The organism is uncultured Zoogloea sp., assembly GCF_937894855.1.
GTDB lineage: Bacteria > Pseudomonadota > Gammaproteobacteria > Burkholderiales > Rhodocyclaceae > Zoogloea > Zoogloea oryzae.
This window is the reverse complement of record NZ_CALAYQ010000052.1, coordinates 1-26,384: the sequence shown is the minus strand read 5'-3', so window position 1 is coordinate 26,384 and position 26,384 is coordinate 1. Positions and strand designations below refer to the sequence as shown.

Here is a 26,384-nt window from a genome sequence, read left to right as displayed (position 1 = left end):
CAATAACAACAATCTACATGAAATCCTAGCAACAACCATGACAGGTGTAAAGCAACACCCTGTAAAACACCGCCGTCGCCCGAACAGGCGGGCAGCAGTGCGTACTCGTATAATGCCGCACTTTACTTGCACCTTCTTTCCGCCATGCGTTGGGTTCTCTACCCTCTTGCCGTCCTGCTCGGCCTCCTCGCGGTCGGCATCGCAATCGTCGCCATCGCTGTCGCCTTTGCCTGGCCCACGCTCCCGTCGCTGGAAGCCCTGACCGACTATCACCCCAAGATCCCGCTGCGCGTCTATACCGCAGACGGCGCGCTGATCGGCGAGTACGGCGAGGAGCGCCGCGCGGTGGTGCACATCCAGGATGTGCCGCCGGTCCTCAAGCACGCCATCCTCGCCGCCGAGGACGACCGCTTCTACCAGCACTCGGGCGTCGACTTCCTCGGCATTCTGCGCGCCGCGGGCGCCAACCTGGCCACCGGCGGCAAGCGCCAGGGCGCCTCGACGATCACCATGCAGGTGGCGCGCAACTTCTTCCTGACCCGCGAGAAGACGATCTCCCGCAAGCTGTACGAAATCCTCCTGGCCTTCAAGATCGAGCAGAACCTCAGCAAGGACCAGATCCTCGAGGTCTACATCAACCAGATCTTCCTCGGGCGCCGCGCCTATGGCTTCGCGGTGGCTTCCCAGACCTACTTCGGCAAACCGCTGCGTGACCTGTCGATTGCCGAAGCGGCGATGCTCGCCGGCCTGCCCAAGGCGCCGTCGGCCTACAACCCGATCGTCAACCCGAAGCGCGCCGCGCTGCGCCAGCAGTACGTGCTGCGCCGGATGACCGAACTCGGCTTCATCACCCCGACCGAACAGCAGCAGGCCATCGACACCCCGCTCAAGGTGGCCACCGGCAACAACACCGCCGGCAACCTGGATTTCGGCGGCAGCGCCGACTACGTGGCCGAGATGGCCCGCCAGATCGCCTTCGAGCAATACCGCGAGGAGGCCTACACCCGCGGCATCAAGGTCATCACGACGATCAACAAGGCCGAGCAGGATGCCGCCTACCACGCCCTGCGGCGCGGCATCATGGATTACGACCGCCGCCACGGCTACCGGGGCGCCGAGGCTTACGTCGATCCGGCCCGCATGAACGCCGAGCAGACCGAGACGCTGGACGAACTCCTCGCCGAAACCCCCGACTACGACGACATGCTGGCCGCCATCGTCACCAAGGTGGGCGGTGGCGCCGTCACGGCCTACCGGTATGGCGAATCCATCAAGATCAGCGGCGAAGGCGTGCGCTTTGCATCCGCCATGCTCGGCGACAAGGCGCCGCCCAACAAGCGTATCCGCCCCGGCGCCGTGATCCGCATCACGCGAATCGACAACCACTGGGAGATCACCCAGCTACCCGAAGTCGAAGGCGCACTCGCCGCGGCCGACCCGCGAACCGGCGCGATCCGCGCACTTGCGGGCGGATTCGACTTCAATCGCAACAAGTTCAACCACGTCACCCAGGCGTGGCGGCAGCCCGGCTCCAGCTTCAAGCCCTTCATCTACTCGGCGGCCTTCGAGAAGGGCTACGGCCCAAACAGCGTGGTGGATGATTCGCCGCTGTCCTTCCCGGCCGGCGAGACGGGCAGCCAGGCGTGGGAACCGAAGAACTACGACGGCCGCTACGATGGCCCGATCACCGTCCGCACCGCACTGGCCCGCTCCAAGAACATGGTGTCGATCCGCCTGCTCAAGTCGGTCGGCACCCGCTACGCCCAGGACTACGTCACCAAGTTCGGCTTCGACGCCGAACGCCATCCGCCCTACCTCACGATGGCCCTGGGCGCCGGCTCGGTCACCCCGTGGCAGATGCTCCGCGGCTACTCGGTGTTTGCCAACGGCGGCTACCGCATCGAACCCTATCTGGTGAAGGAGATCCGCGACGAGGCCGGCAACGTGCTGGCGCGGGTCGATCCGCCGGTAGCCGGCGAGACCGCCGAGCGCGCCATCGACGAGCGCAATGCCTACCTGATGGATTCGATCATGAAGGACGTGGTCCGCCGCGGCACCGCCACCAAGGCGCTGGCGCTCAAGCGGGGCGATCTGGCCGGCAAGACCGGCACCACCAACGAATACGTGGACGCCTGGTTCTGCGGCTACCAGCCCACCGTGGTGGCCGTGGCGTGGATCGGCTTCGACCAGCCCAGAAAGCTCGGCAGCGGCGAGACCGGCGGCGCCGCCGCCCTGCCCATGTGGATCAACTACATGAGGAAGGCCCTCGACGGCGTACCGGAAACCTACCCGACCGCCCCCGCCGGCCTGATCCGCGTGCAGCCGACCGGCAGCACCACGGAAGAGATGATCTACAAGGAAAACCTGCCTGCCGCGCCGCCCGACGTGCCCCACGAACCGGCCAACTCGCCCCCCGCCGACGAAGCCCCCGCGCCGGCAGCAGCGCCTCAGCCGACCGCCGCCGCAGCGGCGGCCGAGTAGCCCCCGCGAAGCCCGGTCAGCCCGCCAGGCTGACTGGCTCGCCGGCCTGTTCCGTCATGCAGCGGGACAGCACCGCGTAGAAATCCGCCCCGTCCCGCGTCCCCAGCCAGCGCCCGCCTTCCGGCCGGAAGTGAAAGCCGCCAGACTTTGCCGCCAGCCAGATCTCCCGCGCCGCGGTGTGGCGATTGACGATGATCTTGGTGCCGTTTTCAAACTCCAGCTCGACGATCCCGCCGGGCTTCAGTTCGTAATCGAAATCCAGGTCGCACTTGTCGAGCAACCCTTCCAGGCGGGCCAGTTCGGCATCTGCCAGTGCATTGAAATCTGCTTCGTCCATCGCCGTCTCCGTTGATCTGTTAACATTCCTGCTTTTGCGCGGAATCCATGCGAACCATCGCCATTGCCGCCGCGGCCTGCGGCCTGATCGTGCTGGGCGGATGCGGCATCAAGGGGCCGCTGTACCTCCCGCAGCCCCCCAAGCCGGCCGCCAAACCTGCACCCAAGCCCGCTCCCGCCCCGGCCACCACGCCGGCGCCGGGCGCCGATCATAACAAACCCGCCTCCCAGGACTTAGCCCAATGACGCTCGCCCTGCCCGTGCCGACGCTTGCCGTCGGCCCCACCGGCCTCACCCTCGAAGGGGTCGCCCTCGCAGACATCGCCGCCCGGTTCGGCACCCCCACCTACGTCTATTCCCGCGCCGCGCTGACCCAGGCCTTCGACGCCTACCAGCGCGCCCTCGGCCTGCGCAAGTCGCTGGTGTGCTACTCCGTCAAGGCCAACTCCAGCCTTGGCGTGCTGTCGGTATTCGCCAAGCTGGGCTCCGGCTTCGACGTCGTCTCCGGCGGCGAACTGGCCCGCGTGCTGGCCGCCGGCGGCGATGCCGGCAAGGTGATCTTCTCCGGCGTCGGCAAGACCGCCGCCGAGATGCGCTTCGCCCTGGACGCCGGCATCGGCTGCTTCAACGTGGAATCCGCCGCCGAACTCGACCGCCTCGCCGAGGTGGCCGCCAGCATGGGCAAGCGCGCGCCCATCTCCTTCCGCGTCAATCCGGACGTGAACCCCAACACCCACCCTTACATCTCGACCGGCCTGCGCAGCAACAAGTTCGGCGTGGCCTTCGACGAGGCCCTCGACCTGTACCGCAAGGCCGCCACGCTGCCGAGCGTCGAGATCTCCGGCATCGACTGCCACATCGGCTCCCAGCTCCTCGACCCGGCCCCCATGACCGAAGCCGCCGAGAAGATCCTCGGCCTGGTGGATCAGCTCGGCCGCGAAGGCATCAAGCTCGACCACATCGACCTGGGCGGCGGCCTCGGCATCCGCTACCGGGACGAGGAACCGCCCACCCCCACCACCTACCTCAAGCCGCTGCTGGACTGCTTCGCCGGTCGCGACGAGGCCCTGTGCTTCGAGCCCGGCCGCTCCCTGGTGGGCAACGCCGGCCTGCTGCTCACCCGCATCGAATACCTCAAGCCCGGCGTCGAGAAGAACTTTGCCATCATCGACGCGGCGATGAACGATCTAGTCCGCCCGGCGCTCTACGACGCCTACCACGAGATCGTCGCCGTCGCCCCGCGCAACCTGCCCGCCACCCGCTACGAAGTGGTCGGCCCGATCTGCGAGAGCGGCGACTTCCTCGGCCACGACCGCGACCTGTCGGTGGACACCGGCGACCTGCTGGCGATCCTCTCGGCCGGCGCCTACGGCATGACCATGAGCTCCAACTACAACACCCGCCCCCGCGCCGCCGAGGTGCTGGTGGATGGCAACGAGGTTCATGTCATCCGCGAGCGGGAAACCCTCGAGCACCTCCTGAAGGGCGAACGCCCGTTGCCCTGATCCCGCCCACGCCCGCCAGTCCGACGTTACCGACCATGCGTTCAGTTTCCTGCATCGCCCTGTTCCTTGCCCTCGGACTCGCCGGCTGTGGCGACAAGCCGGCGCCTGCGGCCAGCAAGCCGTCCGGCCCGGCGGCCACCCCGGTCACCGCCTCCAAGGCCGCCAGCGTCGCGCTGGACGTGACCGAGAACACCCTGGGCACGCTTGAGGCGCTGGTCGACCCGAAGATCGGCGCCGAAGTGGCCGGGCGCGTCACCAACGTGATCGCCCACGGCGGCGACCACGTGAAGAAGGGGCAGCGGCTCGCCGAGCTCGACCCCACCGACTTCCAGATCCAGGGCCAGACCGACGCCGCCGAGATCGTTCGCCTAGAATCCCTCGTCGCCCAGGCCGAGCGCTTTGCCGAGCGCCAGCAGAACCTCGTCGCCAAGGGCTTCATCTCGCGCAACGGCGCCGACGATGCCCTCGCCCAGCGCGACGCCCTGCGCGCCCAGCTGGCCACCGCCCGCGCCAGAAGCGGCAGCAGCCGCAGCAACCTGGCCCGCACCAAGGTGGTCGCGCCGGTGGATGGCATCATCGAAACCCAGATCGTCTCGCCGGGCGATTACGTAAAGGTGGGCGACCCGCTGTTCAAGCTGGTCTCCAACCGGGTGCTGCGCGCCCACCTGCCATTCCCCGAATCCGCCGCCGGGCGCATCCGCCCCGGCCAGACGGTGCGCCTCGGCCTGCCCCACCAGCCGGGCAAGGTCGTCACCGGCGTGGTGGAGGACGTGAAGCCCACCATCAACGATCTCTCCCGCGCCATCGACGTGCAGGTGCGCCTCGACAACGACGGCTCGATGCTCTCGGGCGGCACCGTCAACGCCGCCATCGTCACCGGCCAGAAGCCCGCCGCGGTGGTGGTGCCGGAGCAGAGCGTGGTGCTGCGCCCGGCCGGCAAGGTGGTCTATGTGATCGCCGACGGCAAGGCCAGCCAGCGGGTGGTCGAGACCGGCGTCAAGCAGGACGGCCGGATCGAGATCGTCAAGGGCCTGGCCAGCGGTGAAACCATCGTCGAGGACGGCGCCGGCTTCCTCACCGACGGCGCCCCGGTCAGCATCAAGACACCTGCCGCCACCAAGCCCGCAGCCCCCGCCGCCAAGCCATGACCCTGCCCGAGCTGTCCATCAAGCGCCACGTGCTGGCGTGGATGATGAGCGCCGTGCTGGTGCTCGTCGGCATCATCGGCTACCAGCGGGTCGGGATGGACCGCTACCCCTACATCGAATTCCCGGTCATCTCGATCACCACCACGCTGAAGGGCGCCAACCCGGACATCGTCGATTCGAGCATCACCAACGTCATCGAATCCGCCGTGAACAGCGTGCCGGGCATCGAGCACGTGCAGTCCACCTCGTCGCCGGGCGTGTCCACCGTCAACATCACCTTCTCGCTGGAGAAGAAGGTGGACGTGGCCTTCAACGAGGTCCAGTCCAAGGTCAATCAGGTGCTCCGCCGGCTGCCCAAGGATGTGGACCCGCCGGTGGTGGCCAAGGTGGAGACCAACGCCCAGCCGGTGATGTGGCTGGCGCTGCAGGGCGACCGCACCCAGCAGCAGCTCAACCAGTACGCCATCAACACCCTCAAAAAGCGCCTCGAGACCATCGACGGCGTGGGCGAAGTGCGTATCGGCGGGCGGCGCGACCGCACCATCCGGGTCAATCTGCTGCCCGACCGGATGGCCGCCCACAAGATCACCGCCCAGGACATCACCGACGCCTTCGCCAAGGAGCACGTCCAGCTGGCCGGCGGTTTCGTGGTGGGCAAGACCACCGAGAGCCTGGTCAAGCTCGATCTGGAATTCCACCAGGTGGCGCAGCTCAGGGAGCTCGTCCTGGCCTGGCGCGAGAAGGCGCCGGTGCGCCTGGGCGACGTCGCCGAGATCGAGGACGGCCTCACCGACAACCGCCAGCTCGCCCGCTTCAACGGCAAGACCACCGTCGGCCTTGGCATGGTGAAGATCGCCAACGCCAACACCGTGGCGATCACCGAACGCATCCAGGAACGCCTCGACCGCGATCTGCGCCCGATGCTGCCGCCGGGCATGACGCTCTCCGTCGTCTCCAACGACGCGGTGTTCATCCTCGAGATCGTCGATTCCCTCAAGGAACACCTGATCGAAGGCACCCTGCTGGCCGCGCTGGTGGTGTGGGTCTTCCTGCGCTCGGTGCGCTCCACCCTCATCATCTCGCTGGCGATCCCGGTGTCGCTGCTGGGCGCCATCGCGGTGATCTACTTCGCAGGCTTCACCCTCAACTCCCTCACGATGCTGGCGCTGCTGCTGCTGATCGGGGTGGTGGTGGACGACGCCATCGTGGTGCTGGAAAACATCTTCCGCCACCGGGAAGAGCTCGACCCCGACCCGGTCTCGGCGGCCGTCAATGGCAGCAACGAGGTGGTCTTCGCGGTGATGGCGGCCACCCTGTCGCTGGTGTGCATCTTCGCGCCGGTGGCCTTCATCTCGGGGATCATCGGGCAGTTCTTCCGCAGCTTTGCGCTGGTGGTCACCTTTGGCGTGCTGGTGTCGCTGTTCGTCTCGCTCACCCTCACGCCCATGCTGTGCGCGCGCTATCTCAAGGTGGAGAAGCAGCACGGCCCGATCTACCGCTTCTTCGACCGCGTTTTCGAGGGCCTGGACGCGCTCTACGTGCATCTGCTGGAGGCCGCCCTCACCCATCGCCTGTGGGTGCTGCTGGCGACCCTGGCGGTGGTCGGGTCGAGTGCCTTCTTCTTCGCCAACGTGGGCAAGGCCTTCGCGCCTGAGCAGGACGAGGGGCGCTTCCTGGTGTCGCTGCGCACGCCGCTGGGTTCGAGCATCGACTACACCGACAGCAAGCTGAAGGAAGTGGAGGCCATTCTCGACCGTCACCCCGAGGTGCGCTCCGAGTTCGCGCTGATCGGCCTCGGCACCGCCGGGCAGGTTAACCAGGGCACGGTGGTGGTGCGCATGGCCCCGCGGGAGGAGCGCACCGTCAGGCAGCAGGACATCATTCCGCTGCTGCGCAAGGAGTTCGCCCAGATCGCCGGTGCGCGGGTGTTCGCCGCGCCATACCCGATGGTCCAGGGCCAGCGGGGCGAGCCGCTGCAGTTCGTGCTCACCGGCGAGAACCTGCAGGAGCTCGGCCGCCACGCCGTGGCCCTGCAGAAGAAGCTCACCGCGATGCCCGGCATCGGCCGCATGGACACCGACCTGCAGCTCGACCTGCCCCAGCTGATCTTCGCGCCGGATCGACTGCGCATCGCCGACGCCGGCCTCACCACCCAGGACGTGGCGCTGGCCATCAACATGCTCACCGGCGGCGTGGACATCGCCAAATACAACGACGAACCCGGCGACGGCCAGCGCTACGACATCCGCGTGAAGGCCAAGGAAGGCACCTTCACCCAGCCGGCCGATCTTTCGAAGATCTTCCTGCGCAACAAGGGCGGCGAGCTGGTGCGCCTGGATAGCGTGGCGGGCTTCCGCGAGGCACTGGGCCCCGCCATCGTCGGCCGCTTCGATCTCCAGTACGCCGCCACCTTCTTCGCCACCCCCACCCTGCCCCTGGGCGAGGCGGTGGAGGTGGTCAAGGCCACCGCCGCCGAGCTGCTGCCCACCGGCTACCAGGTCAAGCTGATCGGCCAGGCCGAGGAGTTCGGCAAGACCCAGAAATACATGAGCTTCACCTTCGCCCTGGCCATGACCCTGCTCTACATGGTGCTTGCCAGCCAGTTCAACAGCTTCCTGCAGCCGGCCATCGTGATGCTGGCCCAGCCGCTGGCCATCGTCGGCGGCGTGGCGGCCCTGTGGCTCACCGGGCAGACCCTCAACATCTACTCGATGATCGGGCTGGTGCTGTTGATCGGCCTCGTGGCCAAGAACTCCATCCTGCTGGTGGATCTCACCAACCAGCGCCGCGCCGACGGCCTCAAGGTGGACGCCGCCCTGCGCAACGCCTGCCCGATCCGGATGCGCCCGGTGCTGATGACGTCCATGACGGTGATCCTCGCCCTCGCCCCGGCCGCCGCCGGCTTTGGCGCCGGCAACGAGACCAACCAGCCGCTGGCCATCGCGGTGATCGGCGGCATGATCAGCTCCACCCTGCTCACCCTGGTGGTGGTGCCGGCGGTGTATTCGCTGGTCGAAGGCTGGCGCGAAAGGCGCGCCGCCACCCGCGAGGCCCAGACGCCGGCCTGAGCGGCGTACCGGAGTATCTCCGGGATAGTCGCGAGTATCTCGGAGATACTCGCGAGCACCTCGCGGATAGATCGTCCTATCTCGGAGTCCCGGCCGACAAACGCCAGGACAGGATGGTCCGGTCTCCGAGTCTCTCCCGTGCTGCAAAAAGCAGCACCCGACAAGCTCGCCGAATGGACAGGTCTATCTCAAAGCCCCAGGCGAGCATCTCCCGGACAGGATGGTTCAGTCTCAGAGTCCCGCCCGAGCTGCAAAAAGCAGCACTCGAAAAGCTCACCGAATGGACGGGTCGGTCTCAAAGCCCCACGGGAGGATCTTCGGGATAGTCGCGGCCCTTCCTGCAGGTCGGGCTTCAGCCCGACAGACTCAGCCGGGCAGTAACAAAGTCGCCCCGAGCACCACGGCGACACCCGCGACGGGCCCGCGGATACTCGCGAGCAGCGATGCGGGGCCGACGAGGGAGGATCAGCCCAGGGGCGTGACCGCGCTGCGGCCGGCGGGGCTGTCCAGCCAGCGCTGGAGGATGCGGTAGGTGTCGAGGTCGAAGCGGCGCGGTGGCAGGGCTTCGAGCAGCGAGCCCAGTTCGGCCTCGTCCTCGACGCTGCCCAGCAGGCACCAGCGATCCACCACATGCACCGCGCTGCGGCCGGTGTCCGGGTGGTGTTCGCGCACAGCCACCGGGCCGTCCCACGGCCAGCGGCGGATGCGCAGGCTCTCAAGCACCTTGAGCAGGCGCTCGTCGTGCTCGGCGTGACCTTCCTTGCCGCAGCACACGCCGGCGCAGCGCTTCATCTGGTGAGCCATGCAGGCGCCGTCGCCCCACGGCTCGGTGCCGATGCGCCGCGGGCACAGCTTGTAGAGCAGGGCCAGCTCGCGCAGCGCGTTGTCGGCTTCCTTCTTGGTGCGGAAGGCGCCATACACAGCGTCCCAGCCCGCCGGGTCGGCCCCGTTGAGGGCTTCGCGCACCAGCACCGGGCCGCGCTTCGTCGTCGGGTCATAGTGCAGGCCGAACACGGCCTCGGTCTCGCGCAGCTTGCGGTTCTCGGTGGGCTTGCGTTCCTTGACGAGGCGCGCCTCCAGCAGCAGCGCGCCCAGCTCACCGGCGGTGGGCAGCCATTCGACGCGCCGCACCTGCTGGGCCAGCTTGGCCTCCTTGGTGCTGGAATGGTCGGACGAGAAGTGGCTCATCACCCGGGAGCGCAGGCTGACGCTCTTGCCGATGTAGATGGGCAGCTCGTTCTCGCCGTAGAAGAGATACACGCCGGGGCCTTCGGGCACGCCTTCGAGCACGCCCTCGGGCAGCCCCACCGGCCGGCTCGGGGCCTTCATGGCCTTGGCGATGGCAATGCCGAGGATCTCCGGCGGGAACTCGTCGGCGACGATGCCGGCAAACTGGAACAGCGCCTCGGTGTCGCCCATCGCCCGGTGGCGGGCCGAACACGTGAGGTTGTGGCGGGCGATCAGCGCGTCCAGCCCGTGGCGGTGGTGCTGGGGATAGAGCGCCCGGGACAGCTTGACGGTGCACAGCACCGGCGCGTCGAAGCGCTCGCCGATGCGCGAGAACTCGTTCTTGATGAAGCCGTAGTCGAAGCGCGCGTTGTGGGCCACGAACACGCAGTCGGCGAGCAGCGCCCGCACCCCGTCGGCGAGATCGACGAAGGCCGGAGCCTCGGCGACCATCGCGTCGGTGATGCCGGTGAAGCCCTGGATGGTCGGCGGAATCGCCATGCCCGGATTGACGAGGCTGGACCAGCGCTCGACCAGCACGCCGTCCTCGATGCGCAGGATCGCGATCTCGGTGACCCGGTCGACCACCGGATTGGCGCCAGTGGTTTCAACGTCGATGAAGGCGATCTTGGGGGCGAACACGGCGGAGGCGTCGAGAAAACGAAAAGACGGCGTGCGGCCAACTGGCGGCACACCTGGGAAAGACGTCCCGCCCCGCGGTGCAACGCCGTCGGGCGCGCGCAGCGGGGCGGGAGGCTGAACGTGCAGCCGCGGCTGAAGCCCCGGCGGGGGCGTCAGCCGGCGGGCTTATTCAGTGGCGTAGGGGTAGGGCTTGTGGGCGACCTTGCCGGCGGCGTATTCGCCCTGGGTCTGCAGATCCTGCGGCTTGTCCCACCACAGGGCGCGGCCCTTCTGCTGCTCTTCGCGCTCTTCCGGATGGGCCTTCATCCATTCGCGCATGAACTTGGTGTGCTCGGATTCGTAGATTGCCATTGAGTGTTCTCCCGTTTTAGCGGCGTGATTCTATCAGCGTCGGGGCGCGCTGGCCCCGGCGGTTCATTTCTGGTCGCCCCGCATCCGCCCGATGCGCACCACTTCGGGAATGGTGCGCAGGCCGCGGATGACCTTGGCCAGATGCAGGCGGTGGGTGACCTGGACGGTGATGTAGAGCGAGGAATAGGTGCCCTGCTCGCCATCGGTGGAAACGTTCTGGATGTTGCAGTCCTGCTCGGCGATGGCGTTGGCCACCTTGGCGAGCACGCCCCGGGCGTTCTTGGTGAGCAGCTTGAGGGTGACGTCGAACAGACGGTCGGTGGAGGGTTCCCACTCCACGTCGATCCAGCGGTCGCGCTCGCTGCGCAGCTTGCGGGCCTGGGGGCAGTCGTGCATGTGCACTTCCAGCCCCTGGCCCTTGCGGATGATGCCGACGATCGGATCACCCGGAATCGGCCGGCAGCAGCGGGCGAGCTGCACCGCGACGCCTTCGGTGCCGCGGATCAGGATCGCCCCGGCGGGCCGCGGCTTGACCACGTCGGCGCGGCCGGATTCGACATCCTGGATCTCGGCCAGCCGCCGCGCGACGATGGCCGGCAGGCGTCGGCCGAGGCCGATGTCGGTCATCAGCTCGCGGCGGGTGGCGAGGGTGAATTCGCGCAGGAAACGATCCCACGCAAAGGTGCTGACCTGACCCAGGGTGAGGCCGTGGGGCCGCAGGGCCTGGTTGAGGAGTCGCTCGCCGAGGGTTGAGGCTTCTTCCTGCTGGGCGTTTTTAAGGAAATGCCGGATCTGCGCGCGGGCCTTGCCGGTGCGCACGTAACTCAGCCAGGCGGGGTTGGGGCTGGCGTGGGCGGCGGTGATGATCTCGATCTGGTCGCCGTTGTGGAGCTCGGTGCGCAGGGGCATCAGCTCGCTGTTGATGCGCCCGGCGACGCAGCGGTTGCCCACATCGGTGTGCACCGCGTAGGCAAAATCGACCACCGTGGCGCCCCGCGGCAGGGCGAAGATCTTGCCCTTAGGAGTGAAGGCGTAGACCTCGCCCGGGAAGAGATCGACCTTGACGTGCTCGAGGAACTCGCTGGAATCGCCCGAGGTGGATTGCAGCTCGAGCAGCGACTGCAGCCAGGAGTGCGTCTTGTGCTGGAGCTCGGTGAGGGTCTTCTCGTCTTCCTTGTAGAGCCAGTGGGACGCCACGCCGCTCTCGGCCACGTGGTTCATCTCCGGCGTGCGGATCTGCACCTCGACCGGCGTGCCGAAGGGGCCGATAAGCGTGGTGTGGAGCGACTGATAGCCGTTGCCCTTGGGGATGGCGATGTAGTCCTTGAACTTGCCGGGCACCGGCTTGTAGAGGCCGTGCAGCGCGCCAAGGGCCCGGTAGCAGGTTTGCACATCCGGCACGATGACGCGGAAGCCATAGATATCAAGCACCTGGGAGAAGCTGAGGCGCTTCTCGGCCATCTTGCGGTAGATGCTGTAGAGGTGCTTCTCGCGGCCACGCACTTCGGCCTCGATGTGCCACTGGGGCAGGCGCTCTTCGATGGCGGCGAGGATCTTGCCGACCACCTCGCGGCGGTTGCCCCGGGCGGAGAGGATGGCCCGCGACAGCACCCGGAAGCGCATCGGGTGGCGGTGCTTGAAGGCGAGCTCCTGGAGCTCGCGGTAGATGCTGTTGAGGCCCAGCCGGTTGGCGATGGGCGCGTGGATTTCCTGGGTCTCGCGGGCGATGCGGCGACGCTTGTCGGGCCGCATGTGGTCGAGGGTCCGCATGTTGTGCAGACGGTCGGCCAGCTTGATGAGGATCACCCGCAGATCGCTGGCCATCGCCATCAGCATCTTGCGGAAGTTTTCGGCCTGGGCTTCTTCGTGGGACTGGAACTCGATCTTGTCGAGCTTGGACACGCCATCGACGAGCTCGGCCGTGGTGCGCCCGAAGCGCTCGGCGATCTCGGCCTTGGTGATGTGGGTGTCCTCCATCACGTCGTGAAGGAGGGCGGCGCACAGGGCCTGGGCGTCCAGGTGCCAGCCGGCGAGGATCTCGGCGACAGCGACCGGATGGGAGATGTAGGGTTCGCCGCTCTGCCGCATCTGCCCCTGGTGGGCATCAGCGGAGAAGTGATACGCGGCCTCGATGCGGCCTACGTCTTCGGCGCGGAGATAGGTGGAGACGAGCGCCCGCAGCCGACCGAAGTCGAGGGGCACGACGCTGGAGGTTGGAGGCTGGAAAACGCCGCCACCGCTAACGGGAACCGGGGCGGCGGATTCCATGACATTGCTCTCTGGCGGGAGGCCGTTCAGGCCTGACCGCGGTTGAGGACTTCGGTGCCGACCTTGCCGGCGGCGATTTCGCGCAGGGCGATCACCGTGGGCTTGTCCTTGTCGTGGCGGTCGAGGTCCACCTGCGGGGTGGCGCCGGCCGTCAGCTGACGGGCACGGTAGGTCGCAGCCAGGGTGAGCTGGAAGCGGTTGGGGATTCTCTTCAGACAGTCGTCAACGGTTACACGGGCCATATTTGCCTCAATCCTGTTCCAGATAACGGAAAAACTCCGGCTTGCGCGCCTCCTGGTTGGCGTAGCGCAGCCGCGATGCTCTTACCACGCCCACGAGATCGTCGATGGCTGTGGGCAGGTCTTCATTGATTATAACGTAGTCGAACTCTGCCACATGGCGCATCTCGCCACGGGCGGCGAGCACCCGGCGGGCGATCACGTCCTCGCTGTCGGTACCGCGGCCGCGCAGGCGGCGCTCGAGCTCTTCGACCGACGGCGGCAGGATGAACACCCCGACCGCCTTCGGAAAGACCTTGCGCACCTGCTGGGCGCCCTGCCAGTCGATCTCGAGGAGGATGTCCTTGCCGGCGCTGATCTGCGCTTCAAGCCAGCCCTTCGAGGTTCCGTAGTAGTTGTTATGGACCTCCGCCCATTCGAGAAATTCCCCCTTGTCGCGCAGCTGGCGGAAGGTGGAGACGTCCACGAAATGGTAGTGGCGGCCGTCCTCCTCGCCAGCCCGCGGCGCGCGGGTGGTGTAGGAGATCGACAGCTTGACCAGCGGATCACGCTCCAGCAGCCCGCTGACCAGGGTGGTCTTGCCGGCGCCGGAGGGAGCGGTGACGATGAACAGGGTGCCGGGCATGGCCGCTCCTTACTCGATGTTCTGCACTTGCTCGCGCATCTGCTCGATGGCCAGCTTGAGCTCGACGGCGATGGCAGTCATGTCGGCGGCCATGGCCTTGGAGCCGAGGGTGTTGGCCTCGCGGTTGAGTTCCTGCATCAGGAAATCCAGCCGCTTGCCGGCAGCACCGCCAGCCTTGAGGATGCGCTCGACCTCGTCCAGGTGGGTGGACAGGCGGGAGAGTTCCTCTGCCACGTCGACCCGCTGGGCAAACAGGCCCACTTCGGTGCGGATACGGTCGTCGTCGAGGGTGGCGGCGGCATCGCGCAGGCGGGTGGCGAGCTTTTCCTGGTATTCGGCCACCAGCGCCGGCACGCGCGGCGCCACCTTGGCGACAAGTTCGCGCATGTGGGCGATGCGGCCACGGATCATCTCGGCGAGTTTGTCGCCCTCGCGACGGCGGGTGGCGATGAGCTCATCCAGCGCGGCGCTCACCAGCGGGCCGATTTCAGGCTGCAGGGCCTCGAAGGTGACGCCGTCATCGGCCAGCATGCCCGGCCAGCGGAGGATCTCGGCTACCGAGAAGGGCGCGGCCTGGGGCAGCTCGGCAAGAATGGCGGCCTGGGCCGTTTTGAGCTGTCCGAAGAGCACATCGTTGATCGCGAGATCACGAGGTGCGCTATCCTTCGCCTGCAGGTTGAACCTGCACTCGACCTTGCCCCGGCGCAGTCGGGAGGTGATCGCCTCGCGGATCAGCGGCTCGGACTGACGCACGTCGTCATTGATGCGAAACGCAAGATCGAGGTAGCGGGAGTTAACGCTTCGCAATTCGAGGTGCAGGGCAACACGGCCCAGGTCGCGAACCTGGACGGCAAAGCCCGTCATGCTGTGGATCATCCTGTTTTTCCCGAGAAAGTGCGGCAGTCGAAGTAAACTAGCAGACCCGAACGCCACCAAAAGACGAAGTGTAGCGCCCCGCCCGATGGCCACTCAACAGAACTGCGCCCTCCCGCCAGGTTTCCTCCTCGACCACTACCGGGTCGAGCGGCAACTGTCGCTGGGCGGATTCTCGATCGTCTACCTGGCGTACGACCAGGATGGCTCGCCCGTGGCCATCAAGGAATACCTGCCGAACTCCCTCGCCCTGCGTAGCGAAGGCGAGGTCACGCCCCATGTCACCGAAGCGCACGAGGGTGCCTTCCGCTACGGCATGAAGTGCTTCTTCGAGGAAGGCCGGGCGCTCGCCAAGCTGGTGCACCCCAACGTGGTGCGGGTGCTCAACTTCTTCCGCGCCAACGGCACCGTGTACATGGTGATGCAGTTCGAGCGCGGCCGCACCCTCCACGACTACGTCCAGAAGAACAAGGGCAACGTCCGCGAGCGCTTCATCCGGGGGGTGTTCACCCGCATGCTCAACGGCCTGCGCGAAGTCCACGCCCACAAGCTGCTGCACCTCGACATCAAGCCCTCCAACATCTACCTGCGCGCCGACGGCACGCCGGTGCTGCTGGATTTCGGCGCCGCCCGCCAGACGCTGATGTCCGACACCCCCATCCTCAAGCCGATGTACACCCCCGGCTTCGCCTCGCCCGAGCAGTTCGCCAGCCGCGAAGCCCTCGGCCCGTGGAGCGACATCTACAGCGTGGGCGCGTCGATGTACGCCTGCCTTGCCGGCACTTCGCCCCAGCGCTCCGACGAGCGCATCAAGCACGACACCGTCGTCCCGGCCACCAAGGCCTGGGCGGGGCAGTATTCCCCCCACTTCCTTGCGACCATCGACTGGTGCCTGCAACTCGACCCGCTCAAGCGCCCGCAGAGTTGCTTCGCCCTGCAGAAAGTCCTCGCCCAACGCCATCGGGAAGCGCCTCCGCAGCAGAAGACCTGGCTCGAAGGCCTCGGCTCCCGACTAAAAACAATGATAGGCCGTACATGAGATTCACGATTTTCCAGGAGAGCCGGATCGGCAAACGCCGCACCAACCAGGATCGTGTGGCGTATTCCTACACCCGCGACGCCCTGCTGATGGTGCTCGCCGACGGCATGGGCGGCCACCTCTACGGTGAGGTCGCGGCGCAGATCTCCGTGCAGTTCATCGCCCAGTCCTTCCAGCAGGAGGCGCGACCCAAGGTCACCGACCCGGTGCTGTTCCTGTCGCGGGTGCTCAGCAACGCCCACCACGCGATCCTCGACTACGCCTTCGACAAGCACCTGGCCGACATCCCGCGCACCACCATCGTCGCCTGTCTGATCCAGGAGGGCGTCGCCCACTGGGCCCACGCCGGCGATTCGCGCCTCTACATGATCCGCAAGGGCCGGCTCGTGGCCCAGACCCGCGACCATTCCCGCGTCCAGCTGATGCTCGACCAGGGCCTGCTCGACGCCGAGGCCGCCGCCGTCCACCCCGGCCGCAACCGCATCTTCAGCTGCCTGGGCGGCAACCACCCGCCCCAGATCGAGTTCTCCCGGGGCGCATCGCTGGCCAACGGCGACGTCATCGCCATCTGTTCCGACGGCGTGTGGGGCCCCCTCGAACCCGAAACCCTGGTCAAGTCCCTGGCCGACGGCCGGGTCATGGAAAGCGTGCCCAAGGTCATGAACGAGGCCGAACTCCTCGGCGGCCACCAGTGCGACAACATGACCCTGATCGCCATGACCTGGCACGACGACCACCAGGAAGACATCCCCGACACCGTCTCCACCCGCACCATGCCCGCCGACGCCTACACCACCCAGATGGAAGGCTTCGGCCGCGGCAAGCGCGAGCAGGAAGACCTCAGCGAAGACGAAATCGAACGCGCCATCCGCGAAATCAACGCAGCCATTCACAAATTCAAATGACCCAGACCCCCGATACCTTCGCCCGCCCCAGCGGCCGCGCCCCCGCCCAGCTTCGCCCGGTTCGCATCACCCGTGGCTTCACCCGCCACGCCGAAGGTTCGGTTCTGATCGAGTTCGGCGACACCCGGGTGCTGTGCACCGCCAGCGTCGAGGAGTCGGTGCCGCCCTTCCTGCGCGGCAAGGGCCAGGGCTGGCTGACCGCCGAATACGGCATGCTGCCCCGCTCAACCCACACCCGCAGCCCGCGCGAGGCCGCCAAGGGCAAGCAGAGCGGCCGCACCCAGGAGATCCAGCGCCTCATCGGCCGCAGCCTGCGCGCGGTGGTGGACATGCACGCCCTGGGCGAACGCCAGATCACCATCGACTGCGACGTGCTGCAGGCCGACGGCGGCACCCGCACCGCGTCGATCACCGGCGCCTGCATCGCCGTGCATGAAGCCCTCGACGGCCTGGTCAAGGCTGGCAAGCTGCCCGCCAACCCGATGCGCGACTTCGTCGCCGCCATCTCGGTGGGCATCTACAAGGGCAAGCCGGTGCTCGACCTGGACTACCCCGAGGACTCCGACTGCGAGACCGACATGAACGTGGTGATGACCGGCAGCGGCGGCTTCGTCGAAGTCCAGGGCACCGCCGAAGGCACGCCCTTCTCCCGCGCCGAACTCGACGCCCTGCTGGAACTTGCCGGCGACGGCATAGCCCAACTGGTCATCGAACAGAAAAAGGCCCTCGGGATCGCCTGAGCGCCGGGAAGGAAGCCCGCCATGAAACAGCTCGTCCTCGCCAGCGGCAACGCCGGCAAGCTCAAGGAACTCTCCGCCCTGCTTGCCCCGCTGGGCATCGAGGTGCTGCCGCAATCGGCCTTCAACGTGAGCGAAGCCGAGGAGCCCCATCCCAGCTTCGTCGAGAACGCCATCGCCAAAGCCCGCCACGCCGCCCGCGCCACCGGCCTGCCGGCCCTGGCGGATGACTCCGGGCTGTGCGTCGACGTCCTCGGCGGTGCACCCGGCGTGCTGTCGGCACGCTTTGCCGGCGAGCCCAAGTCCGACCAGCGCAACAACGATCTCCTGCTAGAACGCCTCGCCGGCCAGGCCGACCGCCGCGCCCGCTTCTACTGCGCGCTGGCCCTCGTCCGCCATGCCGACGACCCGCAGCCGCTCATCACCACCGGCGAGTGGCGCGGCGTGATCCTCGACGCGCCCCGCGGCCAGGCCGGCTTCGGCTACGACCCCCTGTTCCTGGTGCCCGATCTCGAGCAGACTGCCGCCGAGATCCCCGCCGAACTTAAAAACGTCCTGTCCCACCGCGGCTCGGCCTTCCGCCAGCTCCTCGACAAGCTCCGCGCCGAAGCCGCCTGACGCCCTGCATGTCCGAACCCCGCATCATCCCGATCGCCGCAGCCCCCGCGCGGCCAGCGCAGCCTGCCGCCGGCCCATGGGAATCGCGCCTCACCGCCTCGCCGCCACTTTCGCTGTACGTCCATTACCCGTGGTGCGTGCGCAAGTGCCCGTACTGCGATTTCAATTCCCACGCGGTGAAGGATGAAGGCATCCCCGAGGCGGCCTACATCGCAGCCCTGATCGCGGATCTGGAAGGCGCGCTGCCGCAGATCTGGGGCCGGCGCGTGCACAGCATCTTCATCGGCGGCGGCACGCCCAGCCTGATGAGCCCGGAAGGGCTGGACACGCTCCTCACCGCCATCCGCATGCGCGTGCAGCTCGACCCCCTGGCCGAGATCACCCTCGAGGCCAACCCGGGCACGGTGGATTCGGGACGCTTCAAGGCCTTCCGTGAGGCGGGCGTCAATCGGCTGTCGGTGGGCATCCAGAGCTTCGACGAGCGCCACCTGAAAGCCCTCGGGCGCATCCACGGCCGGGCAGATGCCATCGCCGCCGCAGAGGCCGCGCTCACTCACTTCGATGCGGTCAATCTCGACCTGATGTACGCCCTGCCGGGCCAGACCCTGGCCGAAGCCGAGGCCGACCTCGCCACCGCCCTCGCCCTGGGCCCGACGCATCTGTCGTGCTACCACCTGACGCTGGAGCCCAACACCGCCTTCGCCGCCAACCCGCCCGAAGTGCCCGACCCGGACGCCTCGGCCGACATGCAGGACCACATCGAAGGCCGCCTGGGCGACGCCGGCTACATCCACTACGAGACTTCGGCCTTCGCCAAACCCAACCGCGAGTGCCGGCACAACCTCAATTACTGGACGTTTGGCGACTACCTGGGCATCGGCGCCGGCGCCCACGGCAAGCTGTCGTCCCACGAAGGCATCGTCCGCGAGACGCGGCCCAAGCACCCGGCGGCCTATCTTGCCGCCCACCAGGACGGCAGCTTCGTGCAGGAGCGCCGCACCATCGGCGGCGCCGAGCTGCCTTTCGAGTTCATGATGAACGCCCTGCGCCTCAACCGAGGCTTCCCGAAGCGCCTGTTTGCCGAGCGCACCGGCCTGCCCTTCGAGGCCGCCGAAGCCGGGCTGATCAAGGCCCGGGCAGAAGGCCTGATCGAGGTGGACGGCGAGACGATCCGCCCGACCACCCGCGGCCGCCACTTCCTCAACGAACTGCTGATGCGCTTCCTGCCGGCCTGAGCCCCGGCCCCGCAGCCGGAGTCAGGCCCGCTCGCCCAGCAGGGTCTGGATTTCCTCGCTGACGGCCTCGGTGGCGGTGTTGTCCTCATCCCGCCGCTGCAGCAGGGCGTGCGCCCCCAGTAGTAGCCTATGAAACAAAGTTCGTTTTAATTGCAACACCGTTGCTGCGCGCAGCGAACCGTTGGCGAACTGGCGCTTCACCTCATTCTCGCCCGGACGGAAATCCAGCAGCCGGAATTGGCCGTCGGCAAATAGCTCGCGTAGCGCTGCAAGATGCAAGACCGTCCCAGCGCTCCACTGACGGAAATCATCCCGCTCGCCGGCCCCCAGATATTGAAGCGTGTCACCTGCCGCCCGCAGGCACACAAAGGCCACTGGCGCGCCCTTTGCAAACAGCACCAGGCCATGCAGGCTCCCATCGGTGGCCGCGTCGCGCAGCTCGCTGCCGGGCGCATAGCCGGGGTTCACGATCGCTGCGTGACGGACGAAGGCCTCGACCTCGGCCGGGGTGCGGAAAGCCTGAATCTCGAGCCGACCCCCATCAGTCCCGAAGGCCTCGGCAAAGCGGGCCTCGTCACGGGAGAAGGATTCGCGGGTCTTGGCCGAAAAGCGGCCTTCCAGGTAGGCCTCGTAGCTGCCGGGCCAGGCAAGGTAATGCCACGCGTCGCGCTTCACCACGTACATCACCCGGTCGTCGAGCACGCTGTGGGTGCGCCAGCCCTGATCGACCACGCCGCACAGCAGATGACCGTCCAGCCCGGCCGGCAGAGGCTGGGCGGCGAGCTCGCGGGCGTTGCCGGCCAGCACGTCGACCAGCGTCGTCTGGCGCACGGAGAGGTTCAGCGGCACCGCGAAACGGCGCTGGCCACGCAACACGAAAGGCAGTGACAAACGCCTGCCCGAGGTGAGATCCATAAAATGCCCTTGCAGTTTCCAGAATACCTAAAACGAGCATTCACGCGGGTTTCAGGCGACAACGTTTAACAGTTCGAATTATGCCCCGGTCCGGCCCGGCTTGTCTGACGTTTCGATGACGAAGTGTTATACACAGTCGCAGAGCGATATTCAGCCCGTATAACCGCCTTTTGTTCTCAGCTTGGGCAGCGCTGGCCCCGTGCTTCCGCTTCCTGCACAATGCGCGCCAGACCCTCGCGCCGCCGCCTGCCCCATGGCCCACACTGCCCTGCCCCCGCCCCTGCCGACCGTGTCCCCGCCAGTCCATACCGACGTCGCCAGCCTCGGTCAGGTGTTCACGCCGGAGCCGGTGGTGCGCGCGATGCTGCGCCTGCGCCAGAACACCGGCCGGGTGCTCGAGCCCTCCTGCGGCGACGGCGCCTTCCTGCGCGTGCTGCATCACGCGGTCGGGATCGAGTTCGATCCCCGCCACTGCCCGCCGGGCGCCCACAACATCGACTTCTTCGCCTACCCCGAAGACGAGAAGTTCGACACCGTGATCGGCAACCCGCCCTACGTGCGCTACCGGGACATCGCGCCCTCCACCCGCGCGCTGCTGCGTCGGGACGGCTTCGACGGGCGCAGCAACCTCTACCTGTTCTTCATCGAGAAGTGCGTGCGCCACCTGCGGCCGGGCGGCGAGCTGATCTTCATCACCCCGCGGGATTTCCTCAAATCCACCAGCGCCCGCGCGCTCAATCGCTGGCTGCACCAGCGCGGCACCATCACCCACGCCATCGAGCTGGGCGACGCCCGGGTGTTTGCCGACGCCCTGCCCAACTGCCTGATCTGGCGCTACGAACTGGGCGAGACCGGCCACCACACCGCCTGGGCGCGGATTAGCCAGGGCGACGACCTCGCCCACAGCCTCGAACACCCCCAGTGGCAGCGACGCAACTTCCTCGAAAGCGCCGGCCACCTGCTGTTTTCCCATGGCGAGTACGGCCTGAGCCTGGCCGACGTGGCGAGCGTGAAAGTGGGCGCGGTGTCGGGGCTGGATGCGGTCTTCGCCAGCGAGGCCCACGGCAACCGGGATTTCGTCACCTCCGCCACCGCCCGCACCGGCCAGACCCGCCGGATGATCTGGTGCGATCCCGACGGCCCCGCCCCCGCGGCGCTGCTTCCCCATCGGGACGCCCTGATCGCCCGGCGTATCCGCAGCTTCGGCGAGACCAACTGGTGGCACTGGGGCCGCAGCTATCCCCAGACCGACGCCCCGCGGATCTACGTGAACACCAAGACCCGCCGCCCCAATCCCTTCTTCGTGCACCCGTGCACGAACTTCGACGGCGCCGTGCTGGGCGTCTTCCCCCATCGCCAGGATGTGGATCTGGAGGCCTTCCGCGACGCCCTCAACGGCGTCGACTGGGCCGACCTGGGATTCGTCTGCGACGGGCGCTACCTGTTCTCCCAGCGCAGCCTCGAGAACGCTCCACTGCCCGGGCGCTTCCGCGCCTTCCTGCCGGCGCCGGGCTGAGGCCCTCCGGGGGTGCCGGACGGATGGTGTAACATCCGGCCAGAACAATCACGGGCCGCGCGGGTCCACGGTGCTGCTGCGCCGCAAACCACCCGACGCATCGCCCCTTCGAGAACAGTCCGCGAGGTCTTCATGGTCCCCCATCTCACCACCGCGCTCACCGGCCCCCTGCTTGAGCTGGAAAAGCGTTTCCTCGACAACGCCTGTGCGATCGAGCGCTGGATGCGCACCCAGTGGCAGGAACACCTGCCGCCCTTCTACGGATCCACCGACCTGCGCAACTCCGGCTTCAAGCTGGCGCCGGTGGATCTCAACCTCTTCCCCGGCGGCTTCAACAACCTCAACGACGCCTTCCTGCCCCTGTGCGTGCAGGCGGCGCAGGCCGCCATCGAGCGCATCTGCGTCGGCGCCCGGTCGATCCTGCTGGTGCCCGAGAACCACACCCGCAACCAGTTCTACCTCCAGAACGTGGCCAAGCTGGTGTCGATCCTGCGCCTCACCGGCCTTGAAGTGCGCCTGGGCAGCCTGCTGCCCGAGATCACCGAACCCACCGTGGTCGAGCTCGCCAACGGCGCCACCCTCACGCTGGAGCCGCTGATCCGCAACGGCCGCCGCCTCGGCCTGAAGGATTTCGACCCCTGCGCGGTGCTGCTCAACAACGACCTCTCCGCCGGCATCCCGGCGCTGATGAAGGATCTCCACGACCAGTGGGTGATCCCGCCGGTGCACGCCGGCTGGCACGCCCGCCGCAAGTCCAACCACGCCGCCGCCTATGATCGCGTCACCCGTGACTTCGGCGAAGCCATCGGCATCGACCCGTGGCGCATCAACCCGGCCTTCGACACCTGCTCGGGCCTGGATTTCCACGCCCGCACCGGCGAGCAGGAGCTCGCCGACAAGGTCTCGAAGATGCTTGGCGATATCCGCACCAAGTACAAGGAATACGGCGTCACCGACGAACCCTTCGTCGTCGTCAAGGCCGACGCCGGCACCTACGGCATGGGCGTGATGACGGTGAAGGACGCCGCCGAGCTGATCGGCCTCAACCGCAAGCAGCGCAACAAGATGAGCGTGGTGAAGGAAGGGCTGGAAGTCCACGACGTGATCATCCAGGAAGGCGTGCACACCTTCGAAACCCTCAACGGCGCGGTGGCCGAGCCTGTGGTCTACATGATGGATCACTACGTGGTGGGCGGCTTCTACCGCGTCCACACCCAGCGCGGCCGCGACGAGAACCTCAACGCCCCCGGCATGCACTTCGAGCCGCTGGCCTTCGAGGCCCCGTGCAGCCTGCCCGACTGCAACCAGAGCCCCGACGCGCCACCCAACCGCTTCTACGCCTACGGCGTGGTGGCCCGGCTGGCGCTCCTCGCCGCCTCGGTCGAGATCGAGGAAACCGAACCGCAACTCCTCGAAGAAGCCACCGCCTGACGGAACCGCCCGATGAAATTCGCCTTCATCCTCGACCCCCTCGACAAGCTCAAGGCCTACAAGGATTCCAGCATCGCCATGATGCGGGCCGCCTCCCGCCGCGGCCACGAGATCTTCGCCATCCAGCGCGAGGCGCTGATCTGGGAAGGCGGCGTGGTCTCGGCCCGCTGCCTGCCCATCGGCGTGTCGGATTTCGACCACGCCTGGTACGCCCCATGCGGCGCCGAAGCGGTGATGCCGCTCACGGATTTCGACGCCGTGCTGATGCGCCAGGACCCGCCCTTCGACTTCGAATACGTCACCGCCACCTGGCTGCTGGAACGCGCCCAGCAGGCCGGCGCGCGCATCTTCAACCACCCGCGCTCGATCCGTGACCACTCCGAGAAGCTCGCCATCACCGAGTTTCCGCAGTTCACTCCGGCCACCCGGGTCGCCCGCGCCGCCGTCGACATCAACGCCTTCATCGACACCCACGGCGACACCATCCTCAAGCCCCTCGACGGCATGGGCGGCAGCCAGATCTTCCGGGTGCGCGCCGACGACCCCAACCGCAACGTCATCATCGAGACGCTCACCCAGGACGAACGCCGCACCATCATGGCCCAGGCCTACCTGCCGGCCATCTCCGGCGGCGACAAGCGGGTACTGGTGATCGGCGGGCAGGTGATTCCCTATTCGCTGGCGCGCATCCCGATGGCCGGCGAGACCCGCGGCAACCTCGCCGCCGGCGGCCGTGGCGTGGCGATGCCGCTCACCGACGGCGAGCGCGCCATCGCCGAATACCTCGCGCCCATCCTGTGGGACCGCGGGCTGCTCATCGTCGGCCTCGACGTGATCGGCGACCGGCTCACGGAAATCAACGTCACCAGCCCCACCTGCATGGTCGAGATCACCGACCAGACCGGCTTCGACGTGCCCGGCGCGGTCATCGACGCGCTCGAAGCGGTGTGCGCCTGACTCACCTCCGCCGCGCCGCCGTCTGGCTGGCCGCCCTCGCCCTCACCGCGGGGCTGCTGGCCGGCTGCAGCCGGGAGCGCATCCACCAGCAGGAATCCTACGTCTTCGGCACCCGCGTCGAGGTGCTCACCTGGGACGCGTCGGAAGACAAATCCCGCGCCGCGGTGGCCGAGGTGCTGCGCGAGTTCGACCGCCTGCACCGGGCCTACCACGCCTGGGAGCCCTCCGAGCTCACCGCCCTCAACCAGGCCATCGCTGCCGGCCAGCAGGGCATCCCGGTCTCGCCCGAGCTCGCCGCGATGCTCACCGAGGCCAAGGCCATCGCCGCCACCGGCGACGAACTCTTCGACCCGGCCCTCGGCAAGCTCATCGCTCTGTGGGGCTTCCACACCGACACCTTCGTGCCCGTGCGGCCCGACCCTGCCAAGCTCGCCGAGCTGGTGCGCGCCCACCCGACAATGGCCGACCTCACCATCGCCGACGGCAAGGTGACCAGCCGCAACCCGGCCGTAGAGCTCGACCTGGGCGGCTACGGCAAGGGCTACGCGCTCGATCGCGCCGCCAGCATCCTCAAGGCCCACGGCATCGCCAACGCCCTCATCAACATCGGCGGCAACGTGCTGGCCCTGGGCAGCAAGGGTGACCAGCCCTGGCGCGTGGGCATCCAGCACCCGCGCGAGCCCCGCCCGCTGGCCACCCTGCCCCTGCGCGACGGCGAGGCGATCGGCACCTCCGGCGACTACCAGCGCTACTTCGAGCTCGACGGCGAACGCTACTGCCATCTGCTCGACCCACGCACCGGCCGCCCCGCCATGGGCACCCAGGCCGTCACCATCCTGATCACCCCGCGCCCCGCCGGCGGCCCCCAGGCGGGCACCCTGTCGGATGCCGCCAGCAAGCCGATCTACCTCGGCAGCGATCACTGGCGGGACTATGCGAAGCGGTTCGGCATCGAGCACGCCCTGCGGGTGGACGCCGACGGCAAGGTCGAAGTCACCCCCGCGCTGCACAGCCGGCTCCAGTACGGCGACGGCATCAAGCCGGCCATCGTCGTTAACTGATACAAATACCCCGCTTTTTTCGGCTTGCCGCCCGGCCCACATTGGATAGAATGGGCTGGATGATCGGGATCCTCTTGATAACCCACGGCAGCCTCGGCGAAGCGCTCATCCAGTGCGCCTGCCACGTGCTCAACCGCCGCCCGCCCCAGCTCATGCAGCTGGGCGTCGCCGGTCAGGACGATCCCCTGGACGCACTGCCGCTGGCCCGCCGCCTCCTCGAGATGGTCGATGACGGCAGCGGCGTGCTGGTCCTCACCGACATCCTCGGCGCCACACCTGCCAACATCGCGGCCAAGCTCCTCGAGCCCGGCCGCATTGCCGGCGTGGCGGGCGTCAATCTGCCGATGCTGCTGCGGGTCATCACCTACCGCGAACGCAGCATGGATGTCCTGCTCAAGAAGGCCATCGCCGGCGCCTGCGAAGGCGTCGTCCACATGAAGTAGTCACCGGAAACCAGAATAAGAAGAATCAGCGAGGAAGGAAGACAAGCGCAATGCCACGCCAGGAAGCCAACATCATCAACAAGCTCGGGCTCCACGCCCGGGCCTCCGCCAAGCTCACCCAGGTCGCCAGCGCCTACAGCTGCGACGTGTGGCTCGAACGCAACGGCAGGCGGGTCAACGCCAAGAGCATCATGGGCGTCATGATGCTCGCCGCCGCCAAGGGCAGCACCATCGTGATCGACACTGAAGGCGCTGACGCCGATCAGGCCATGACCGCCATCCAGGCCCTGATCGCCGACAAGTTCGGCGAAGGGGAGTAAGGCGGGGAATCGGGCATCGGGAAGTGGGAAATGGGTAGGCAACCACCCGACCCAGCCCAGTGCCCTCCGCTCCTCAGCCTGCTGCCCACACCCATAAAGGCCCCGCCATGAGCTTCACCGTCCACGGTCTTGCTGTCTCCCAGGGCATCGCCATTGGCCACGCCCACCTGGTTTCCCACGCGCTGCTCGAAGTCGCCCACTTCACCGTGGCGCCCAAGCACGTGGAAGCCGAGGTCACCCGGCTGCGCAGCGCGGTGGCCAAGGTCAAGACCGAACTCGCCGGGCTCAAGGCCGCGTCCGGCTCGGCGCCCTCCGAAGTGGATGCCTTCCTGGGCATGCACATCATGTTCCTCGAAGACCCGATGCTGGTCGATGCCGCCGAGGCACTGATCCTCACCCGCCGCGCCAACGCCGAATGGGCGCTGGTGCAGCAGATGGAGCTGC

General features: G+C 67.5%; 25 protein-coding genes. 17 read left to right on the top strand and 8 right to left on the bottom strand.

The genetic code is table 11. The annotated features are described in order from the left end of the window. Positions 1 to 144 precede the first annotated feature (144 nt). Complete coding sequence (locus tag Q0672_RS07385; protein ID WP_298621222.1) at positions 145 to 2,481, top strand: penicillin-binding protein 1A; 2,337 nt, start codon at positions 145 to 147, stop codon at positions 2,479 to 2,481. Positions 2,482 to 2,497: 16 nt separating this feature from the next. Here Q0672_RS07385 and cyaY read toward each other — a convergent pair whose 3' ends face one another. Continuing rightward, entirely contained in the window at positions 2,498 to 2,818 is a 321-nt protein-coding gene (gene cyaY / locus Q0672_RS07380) for an iron donor protein CyaY (protein ID WP_298621220.1), read from the bottom strand. 47 nt (positions 2,819 to 2,865) lie between these two features. On the opposite strand from cyaY, the gene Q0672_RS07375 reads away from it, so the two are divergent. The 4 genes from Q0672_RS07375 to Q0672_RS07360 are packed head-to-tail and all read left to right on the top strand — an operon-like array spanning position 2,866 to position 8,538. Continuing rightward, a complete protein-coding gene (locus Q0672_RS07375; protein ID WP_298621218.1) occupies positions 2,866 to 3,063 on the top strand; it encodes a lipoprotein in 198 nt (65 codons plus the stop codon). Continuing rightward, on the top strand, positions 3,060 to 4,322 hold the full coding sequence (gene lysA / locus Q0672_RS07370) for a diaminopimelate decarboxylase (RefSeq protein WP_298621216.1): 1,263 nt from the start codon (positions 3,060 to 3,062) through the stop codon (positions 4,320 to 4,322). The genes Q0672_RS07375 and lysA overlap by 4 nt, the downstream gene beginning before the upstream one ends. A gap of 35 nt (positions 4,323 to 4,357) precedes the next feature. After that, positions 4,358 to 5,470, top strand: a complete 1,113-nt coding sequence (locus Q0672_RS07365; RefSeq protein ID WP_298621214.1) for an efflux RND transporter periplasmic adaptor subunit — start codon at positions 4,358 to 4,360, stop codon at positions 5,468 to 5,470. After that, on the top strand, positions 5,467 to 8,538 hold the full coding sequence (locus Q0672_RS07360; RefSeq protein ID WP_298621213.1) for an efflux RND transporter permease subunit: 3,072 nt from the start codon (positions 5,467 to 5,469) through the stop codon (positions 8,536 to 8,538). The genes Q0672_RS07365 and Q0672_RS07360 overlap by 4 nt, the downstream gene beginning before the upstream one ends. A gap of 465 nt (positions 8,539 to 9,003) precedes the next feature. Here Q0672_RS07360 and Q0672_RS07355 read toward each other — a convergent pair whose 3' ends face one another. From Q0672_RS07355 to Q0672_RS07330, 6 genes are all read right to left on the bottom strand, one after another. Further along, on the bottom strand, positions 9,004 to 10,407 hold the full coding sequence (locus tag Q0672_RS07355) for a 3'-5' exonuclease family protein (RefSeq protein WP_298621212.1): 1,404 nt from the start codon (positions 10,405 to 10,407) through the stop codon (positions 9,004 to 9,006). A gap of 165 nt (positions 10,408 to 10,572) precedes the next feature. Further along, positions 10,573 to 10,758, bottom strand: coding sequence for a DUF3460 family protein (locus tag Q0672_RS07350; RefSeq protein ID WP_153160741.1), 186 nt, complete (start codon positions 10,756 to 10,758; stop codon positions 10,573 to 10,575). Positions 10,759 to 10,821: 63 nt separating this feature from the next. Continuing rightward, positions 10,822 to 13,026: a bifunctional (p)ppGpp synthetase/guanosine-3',5'-bis(diphosphate) 3'-pyrophosphohydrolase gene (locus Q0672_RS07345; protein WP_298621210.1), complete on the bottom strand. Its 2,205-nt coding sequence runs from the start codon at positions 13,024 to 13,026 to the stop codon at positions 10,822 to 10,824. 26 nt (positions 13,027 to 13,052) lie between these two features. Further along, entirely contained in the window at positions 13,053 to 13,268 is a 216-nt protein-coding gene (gene rpoZ / locus Q0672_RS07340) for a DNA-directed RNA polymerase subunit omega (protein WP_079434420.1), read from the bottom strand. A 7-nt stretch (positions 13,269 to 13,275) separates the two neighbouring features. After that, the gene (gmk, locus tag Q0672_RS07335) at positions 13,276 to 13,890 is read right to left on the bottom strand and encodes a guanylate kinase (RefSeq protein WP_153160743.1); all 615 of its coding nucleotides are present in this window, start codon (positions 13,888 to 13,890) and stop codon (positions 13,276 to 13,278) included. 9 nt (positions 13,891 to 13,899) lie between these two features. Further along, complete coding sequence (locus Q0672_RS07330) at positions 13,900 to 14,766, bottom strand: YicC/YloC family endoribonuclease (protein ID WP_298621206.1); 867 nt, start codon at positions 14,764 to 14,766, stop codon at positions 13,900 to 13,902. An 85-nt stretch (positions 14,767 to 14,851) separates the two neighbouring features. On the opposite strand from Q0672_RS07330, the gene Q0672_RS07325 reads away from it, so the two are divergent. Genes Q0672_RS07325 through hemW form a run of 5 tightly spaced genes read left to right on the top strand, consistent with a single transcriptional unit; the run spans position 14,852 to position 19,297 of the window. Beyond that, positions 14,852 to 15,802, top strand: coding sequence for a serine/threonine-protein kinase (locus Q0672_RS07325; protein ID WP_153160745.1), 951 nt, complete (start codon positions 14,852 to 14,854; stop codon positions 15,800 to 15,802). Continuing rightward, entirely contained in the window at positions 15,799 to 16,707 is a 909-nt protein-coding gene (locus Q0672_RS07320) for a PP2C family serine/threonine-protein phosphatase (RefSeq protein WP_153160746.1), read from the top strand. Before Q0672_RS07325 ends, Q0672_RS07320 begins: the two co-directional genes overlap by 4 nt. After that, positions 16,704 to 17,447, top strand: a complete 744-nt coding sequence (gene rph, locus Q0672_RS07315) for a ribonuclease PH (protein WP_298621203.1) — start codon at positions 16,704 to 16,706, stop codon at positions 17,445 to 17,447. Before Q0672_RS07320 ends, rph begins: the two co-directional genes overlap by 4 nt. Positions 17,448 to 17,468: 21 nt before the next feature. Beyond that, positions 17,469 to 18,062 (top strand): RdgB/HAM1 family non-canonical purine NTP pyrophosphatase, encoded by a 594-nt coding sequence (gene rdgB / locus Q0672_RS07310; RefSeq protein WP_298621202.1) that lies wholly within the window; start codon positions 17,469 to 17,471, stop codon positions 18,060 to 18,062. An 8-nt stretch (positions 18,063 to 18,070) separates the two neighbouring features. Then, on the top strand, positions 18,071 to 19,297 hold the full coding sequence (gene hemW / locus Q0672_RS07305; protein ID WP_298621201.1) for a radical SAM family heme chaperone HemW: 1,227 nt from the start codon (positions 18,071 to 18,073) through the stop codon (positions 19,295 to 19,297). A gap of 21 nt (positions 19,298 to 19,318) precedes the next feature. Here the strand turns inward: hemW and Q0672_RS07300 are convergent, their stop codons facing one another. Then, positions 19,319 to 20,212, bottom strand: coding sequence for a GNAT family N-acetyltransferase (locus tag Q0672_RS07300; protein WP_298621200.1), 894 nt, complete (start codon positions 20,210 to 20,212; stop codon positions 19,319 to 19,321). Positions 20,213 to 20,465: 253 nt separating this feature from the next. Here Q0672_RS07300 and Q0672_RS07295 point away from each other — a divergent pair, with 253 nt between their 5' ends. The 7 genes from Q0672_RS07295 to Q0672_RS07265 form a co-directional block, all read left to right on the top strand. Then, positions 20,466 to 21,728: a class I SAM-dependent methyltransferase gene (locus tag Q0672_RS07295; RefSeq protein ID WP_298621198.1), complete on the top strand. Its 1,263-nt coding sequence runs from the start codon at positions 20,466 to 20,468 to the stop codon at positions 21,726 to 21,728. A gap of 132 nt (positions 21,729 to 21,860) precedes the next feature. Beyond that, positions 21,861 to 23,159 carry a glutamate--cysteine ligase gene (gene gshA / locus Q0672_RS07290; protein WP_298621196.1) on the top strand — a complete coding sequence of 433 codons (1,299 nt, stop codon included), beginning with the start codon at positions 21,861 to 21,863 and terminating at the stop codon, positions 23,157 to 23,159. Between the two features lie 12 nt (positions 23,160 to 23,171). Continuing rightward, positions 23,172 to 24,116, top strand: a complete 945-nt coding sequence (gene gshB / locus Q0672_RS07285; protein ID WP_298621194.1) for a glutathione synthase — start codon at positions 23,172 to 23,174, stop codon at positions 24,114 to 24,116. Further along, positions 24,113 to 25,177, top strand: a complete 1,065-nt coding sequence (locus Q0672_RS07280) for an FAD:protein FMN transferase (RefSeq protein WP_298621225.1) — start codon at positions 24,113 to 24,115, stop codon at positions 25,175 to 25,177. Before gshB ends, Q0672_RS07280 begins: the two co-directional genes overlap by 4 nt. Before the next feature lie 59 nt (positions 25,178 to 25,236). After that, positions 25,237 to 25,620, top strand: coding sequence for a PTS fructose transporter subunit IIA (locus tag Q0672_RS07275; protein WP_298621192.1), 384 nt, complete (start codon positions 25,237 to 25,239; stop codon positions 25,618 to 25,620). A 50-nt stretch (positions 25,621 to 25,670) separates the two neighbouring features. Next, a complete protein-coding gene (locus Q0672_RS07270) occupies positions 25,671 to 25,940 on the top strand; it encodes an HPr family phosphocarrier protein (RefSeq protein ID WP_153160755.1) in 270 nt (89 codons plus the stop codon). Positions 25,941 to 26,047: 107 nt separating this feature from the next. Next, positions 26,048 to 26,384 (top strand): phosphoenolpyruvate-utilizing N-terminal domain-containing protein (locus Q0672_RS07265; protein WP_298621188.1); only part of this gene is annotated, 337 nt, incomplete at its 3' end.

What these genes read in the sequence shown, in the direction of transcription:
- Q0672_RS07385 (WP_298621222.1), top strand. Translation starts at nt 145, where the DNA reads ATGCGTTGGGTTCTCTACCCTCTTGCCGTCCTGCTCGGCCTCCTCGCG.
- cyaY (WP_298621220.1), bottom strand. Translation starts at nt 2,818, where the DNA reads ATGGACGAAGCAGATTTCAATGCACTGGCAGATGCCGAACTGGCCCGC.
- Q0672_RS07375 (WP_298621218.1), top strand. Translation starts at nt 2,866, where the DNA reads ATGCGAACCATCGCCATTGCCGCCGCGGCCTGCGGCCTGATCGTGCTG.
- lysA (WP_298621216.1), top strand. Translation starts at nt 3,060, where the DNA reads ATGACGCTCGCCCTGCCCGTGCCGACGCTTGCCGTCGGCCCCACCGGC.
- Q0672_RS07365 (WP_298621214.1), top strand. Translation starts at nt 4,358, where the DNA reads ATGCGTTCAGTTTCCTGCATCGCCCTGTTCCTTGCCCTCGGACTCGCC.
- Q0672_RS07360 (WP_298621213.1), top strand. Translation starts at nt 5,467, where the DNA reads ATGACCCTGCCCGAGCTGTCCATCAAGCGCCACGTGCTGGCGTGGATG.
- Q0672_RS07350 (WP_153160741.1), bottom strand. Translation starts at nt 10,758, where the DNA reads ATGGCAATCTACGAATCCGAGCACACCAAGTTCATGCGCGAATGGATG.
- Q0672_RS07345 (WP_298621210.1), bottom strand. Translation starts at nt 13,026, where the DNA reads ATGGAATCCGCCGCCCCGGTTCCCGTTAGCGGTGGCGGCGTTTTCCAG.
- rpoZ (WP_079434420.1), bottom strand. Translation starts at nt 13,268, where the DNA reads ATGGCCCGTGTAACCGTTGACGACTGTCTGAAGAGAATCCCCAACCGC.
- gmk (WP_153160743.1), bottom strand. Translation starts at nt 13,890, where the DNA reads ATGCCCGGCACCCTGTTCATCGTCACCGCTCCCTCCGGCGCCGGCAAG.
- Q0672_RS07330 (WP_298621206.1), bottom strand. Translation starts at nt 14,766, where the DNA reads ATGATCCACAGCATGACGGGCTTTGCCGTCCAGGTTCGCGACCTGGGC.
- Q0672_RS07325 (WP_153160745.1), top strand. Translation starts at nt 14,852, where the DNA reads ATGGCCACTCAACAGAACTGCGCCCTCCCGCCAGGTTTCCTCCTCGAC.
- Q0672_RS07320 (WP_153160746.1), top strand. Translation starts at nt 15,799, where the DNA reads ATGAGATTCACGATTTTCCAGGAGAGCCGGATCGGCAAACGCCGCACC.
- rph (WP_298621203.1), top strand. Translation starts at nt 16,704, where the DNA reads ATGACCCAGACCCCCGATACCTTCGCCCGCCCCAGCGGCCGCGCCCCC.
- rdgB (WP_298621202.1), top strand. Translation starts at nt 17,469, where the DNA reads ATGAAACAGCTCGTCCTCGCCAGCGGCAACGCCGGCAAGCTCAAGGAA.
- hemW (WP_298621201.1), top strand. Translation starts at nt 18,071, where the DNA reads ATGTCCGAACCCCGCATCATCCCGATCGCCGCAGCCCCCGCGCGGCCA.
- Q0672_RS07300 (WP_298621200.1), bottom strand. Translation starts at nt 20,212, where the DNA reads ATGGATCTCACCTCGGGCAGGCGTTTGTCACTGCCTTTCGTGTTGCGT.
- Q0672_RS07295 (WP_298621198.1), top strand. Translation starts at nt 20,466, where the DNA reads ATGGCCCACACTGCCCTGCCCCCGCCCCTGCCGACCGTGTCCCCGCCA.
- gshA (WP_298621196.1), top strand. Translation starts at nt 21,861, where the DNA reads ATGGTCCCCCATCTCACCACCGCGCTCACCGGCCCCCTGCTTGAGCTG.
- gshB (WP_298621194.1), top strand. Translation starts at nt 23,172, where the DNA reads ATGAAATTCGCCTTCATCCTCGACCCCCTCGACAAGCTCAAGGCCTAC.
- Q0672_RS07275 (WP_298621192.1), top strand. Translation starts at nt 25,237, where the DNA reads ATGATCGGGATCCTCTTGATAACCCACGGCAGCCTCGGCGAAGCGCTC.
- Q0672_RS07270 (WP_153160755.1), top strand. Translation starts at nt 25,671, where the DNA reads ATGCCACGCCAGGAAGCCAACATCATCAACAAGCTCGGGCTCCACGCC.